Annotated in this window: 2 protein-coding genes; both read right to left on the reverse strand. The window is 72.9% G+C overall.

The window, feature by feature from the left end:
* Positions 1-82: 82 nt before the first annotated feature.
* Positions 83-2,509: a transglutaminase domain-containing protein gene (locus B7X32_RS19360; RefSeq protein ID WP_292723473.1), complete on the reverse strand. Its 2,427-nt coding sequence runs from the start codon at positions 2,507-2,509 to the stop codon at positions 83-85.
* Positions 2,506-3,774: a DUF58 domain-containing protein gene (locus B7X32_RS19365; RefSeq protein WP_292723476.1), complete on the reverse strand. Its 1,269-nt coding sequence runs from the start codon at positions 3,772-3,774 to the stop codon at positions 2,506-2,508. The genes B7X32_RS19360 and B7X32_RS19365 overlap by 4 nt, the downstream gene beginning before the upstream one ends.
* Positions 3,775-3,819: the final 45 nt, after the last annotated feature.

Consider the following 3,819-nt stretch of genomic DNA (forward strand, 5'->3'; position numbering starts at 1 on the left):
ATGAACGCGGCGATCGCGCCGTCGATGAGGCAGCCGATCGCGCGGCGCGCGAGCGGCGCGATCGACCCGGCCGGGCTCGTGGTCATGAGGTCTCGCTCTCGGATGCGGGGCCAGCGGGGCGGCGCCCGCGCCGCTGGCGCGGGCTGCTCTCGATCGTGCCAGGTGTCGTCGTTCCGGCGCCAGAGGATCCCGTGCCGGGACGGCGGATCCGCTCCGACGCGGCATCGCGGAGCCCCTGTACACCCGTGGACAGGCGCGACCCGCCCAGGAGGGAGCGCAGGCTGAGCCTGGCGAGCAGACGGCGGCGCCAGTTCGCATCCTTGCCGAGGCCGGCCACGATGCCGTCCACCTCCTGCCAGAACGCCTCCACGTCCTCCTCGGTGGGCTCGGACGGGCCGAACACCTGCGAGTCCGCATGTTCCGCGAGCCCGGTCACCGCAGGCACCGTGAGGGCGGTCGCGACGGTCCTGGCCTCTTCGGCCCGCGTCGCTCCCGCCGGGAGGCGCGCACCGTAGTCGACGGCGCGGTCGGTGAGCTCGTCCCAGCCGCCGCTGATGCGGTCGGCCGTCTGCTCGGCCGCCCGTCGCTTGCGCCGTCGTGCGGCCTTCCACGCGCCGATCACGATGAAGGGTGCGGCGAGGATCGCGAGCGCGAGCAGCACGCTGCCGCCGATCGCGAGCACGGCGCCGATGATCCCCAGCAGGTTGTTGGGGCCGTCCTGCGCGCCGCGCTGGTCCGGCACGGTCGGCGGCAGGTCGACCGGCTCCTGCGGCGGGGGCGGCGGCTGCAGCACCTGCGGCTTGGGGACGACCTTCGGCTTGGTGATCTGATCCTGCGGGACCTTGTCCTTCGGCGGGGTCGGGTCGAACGCCACCCAGCCCGCCTTCGCGAAGTTCACCTCGACCCAGGCGTGCAGGTTGTCGCCGTTGGCGGAGAACGTGCCCTTCTTGCCTTTGTCGGGGTAGAAGCCCATCACCACGCGCGCCGGGATCCCCAGCGACCGCGCCGCGAGCGTCATCGCGACCGCGTACTGCTCGTCGTCGCCGATCATCTGCTCGCCGCCGATGAGCGTCGAGATGCGCTCCTCCGTGTGCCCGGCGCGGCTGAGCGCCTCGCCCTCCAGACCGTGGCTGAAGAACCCCTCCTCGGAGAACTTCTTCACGAGGGCCCGCACCTGCGCGATGGGGGTCTTCGCGTCGGCGACGACATCGCTGGCGAGGGAGGAGAGCTTCTCCGGCCCTTCGACCTGCTTCGGCATCGAGACCGTGCCGAAGGCGAGACCCTCGAGCTCCTTGTCGGTCCAGGTCTTCGGGATCGTGGTGTCGACGGTGTACGTGTCGCCCTTGCGCAGCTTCGAGATCGTGACCGCGGTGCCGGTGGACTCGTTGTAGAAGGCCCCGCGGCGCAGCGCGTCGGCATCGGATCCGCCGAAGGTGATCTTCTGCACCTGACCGGCGTCCGGCACCCAGACGGCCGAGTACTGGTCCATCGTGAACTGCAGACGCGCGACGGATCCGGTCGCATCCGCCGACATGCCGTCGCGGATCGGACCGAACGCGCCGGAGGAGCCGACGCCCTTGTCCGAGACGTCGTAGACCACGCCGTTGTAGTCGTCCATCGTGCCGATGCGGATCCGCGCGCCCTCGGGCAGGCCCTTCACCGTGAACAGGCTGTCCTTGCGGTGGTCCTTCACGTAGCCGCGGTACGCCTGCAAGGGGCTCGCGTACTGGTGCACGTCGAACGGCGGCAGCACCACGTCGCGGAAGACATGGCGGGGTTCGGCGAGCGTGGTCGCGGCCGCGGCCCCGGTTCCCGCGAGCGCCGCCACGACGAGCACCGCGGCGCCGGCCAGCAGCCGCCGCCGGCGCAGCGCGGTGGAACGGGAGCCGTCGGCGGCCACCGACACGGCGGCGTCGGCGGCGTCGCCGATCCCGCGCAGCGACAGCCAGGCGACGGCGACGATCGCGAAGACGACGCCCTGCACGAGGGGAGCCGCCGGCTGCGGCACACCCATCGCGATGACGAGCACGAGATGCACGCCGGCGGGGATGAGCGCCCAGGTCGGTCGGCGCAGCCGCACGGCGAGCGAGGCGGCGACCACGGTGAGCACGAGCGCCGACAGGAACGGCACGAGACCGTAGCCGTCGCCCACTGCCACCGGGGCGACCGTGGTGAGCATCGCCTTCCAGCTCGTGACGGCGCCCGCCGCGAGTCCGCCGAGCGTCTCGCCGGTCGGGATCACACCGAGCAGCGTGGTGCTCGGCAGCGCGAGCGCGCCGCCGAACACGAAGTATGCGAGCAGCGTGAAGCCGGCGATGATGAGGATCCCCCAGCCGCGCCACGCGCACAGGAGGGCGATGCCGAGTCCGAGCAGGAGACCGCCGAGCGCGGCGGGCAGATAGGAGCCGCCGGCGAACGAGGGCCACCAGCCGACGACGCCGACGCCCATGAGCAGCGCGACGGCGGCGAGGTCCACGAGCGCGCGGCGCGGCGTGAGCGGGCCGGTCATGCGAGCACCTTTCCGAGGGCGAGCGGCAACTGCTCGAGAGCGCCCACCGTGATGACGTCGGCCTCGCCGATGCGCCGCAGCGTCGGCGTCGCTCCCCGCTGGGCGACGATCGCGAGCACCCGGGATCCGAACGGCAGCCGCGCGCAGGCGGCGCGCAGCTCCTCGGCGCTCGTGCGCGCGCCGCACACCAGCACGACGACGCTCGACAGCGGCATGTGCGCGGCGACGCTGCCGGCGAGGGCGGAGAGGCCTCCCTCCTTCGGCCTGCTCTCCTCGACCCCGGCGAGAGAGTCGAGCAGCTGCTTGCCGGTGCTGGAGGGCAGCGCGCGGCCCTGCACGCGCAGCTCGACGTGCTGCGAGTCGCGGATCGCGCGCAGGCCCACAGATCCGGCGAGCGAGATCGCCAGCTCGAACTCGTCGGGCTCTGCGTAGTCGCCCGCGGACCGGCTGAGTCCGATCACGAAGTGCGAGCGGCGCGTCTCCTCGTACTGGCGCACCATGAGCACGCCCGTGCGCGCCGAGGAACGCCAGTGCACGCGTCGCAGGTCGTCGCCCGGCTGATACTCGTTCAGCGCGTGGAACGACACGTCGTCGCGGGACAGATCCGACGCCGGGAGCCCCTCCAGGTCGCGCAGGAAGCCGAGCGACTGCCCGTCGAACACGATCGTGCGCGGATGCACGAAGAGGTCGATGGGGTCGTCGCGGCGATGCGCGCGCTCGAACAGCCCGAGCGGGTCGCCGCGGACGACGCTGACCGGTCCGACCGAGACCACGCCGCGGCGATGCGTGGGGATCGCGAACAGTTCCTCGGCCTCCTCGCCCGGGGCGAGGCGCTTGATGGCGAACTCGCCGCGGCCGCCGCCGACCGGCAGCACCACGCGCGAGGGCAGGATCGCCCTGCCGCCGCGGTTCGCGAGGGTCAGCGCACCGACCGCGCGCTCCCCGACCACGACCCGGGTGCGGGCCAGATCGAGATCGACCTCGTAGGCCGTGCGTCCGATGAGGAACAGCGCGCTCAGCGCGAGCACGATCGCGAGCACGAGCGCGATCACCGCGAACTCGATCCAGCCCAGGGGCAGGGCCACGAGCAGGCACCCGACCGCGATCGCCGCGAGGACCCAGGCGAGCGGTCGCACGGCCCCGGCCATCAGCCGCAGCCGACCGCCGATGCGGGCGAGCAGCAGCGCGGCGATGTCGCGCCAGCCCGCTTCGCGGTCGGGCCCGGCCGGACCGTCGGTTCCGCGCGTCTCAGCGGTCGTGGTCATTGTCGTGCTCTCTGTCATCGGTCCCCGGGTCTCGGGCACCGCATC

It is taken from the genome of Microbacterium sp. 13-71-7, assembly GCF_002257455.1.
Classification (GTDB): Bacteria; Actinomycetota; Actinomycetes; order Actinomycetales; family Microbacteriaceae; genus Microbacterium.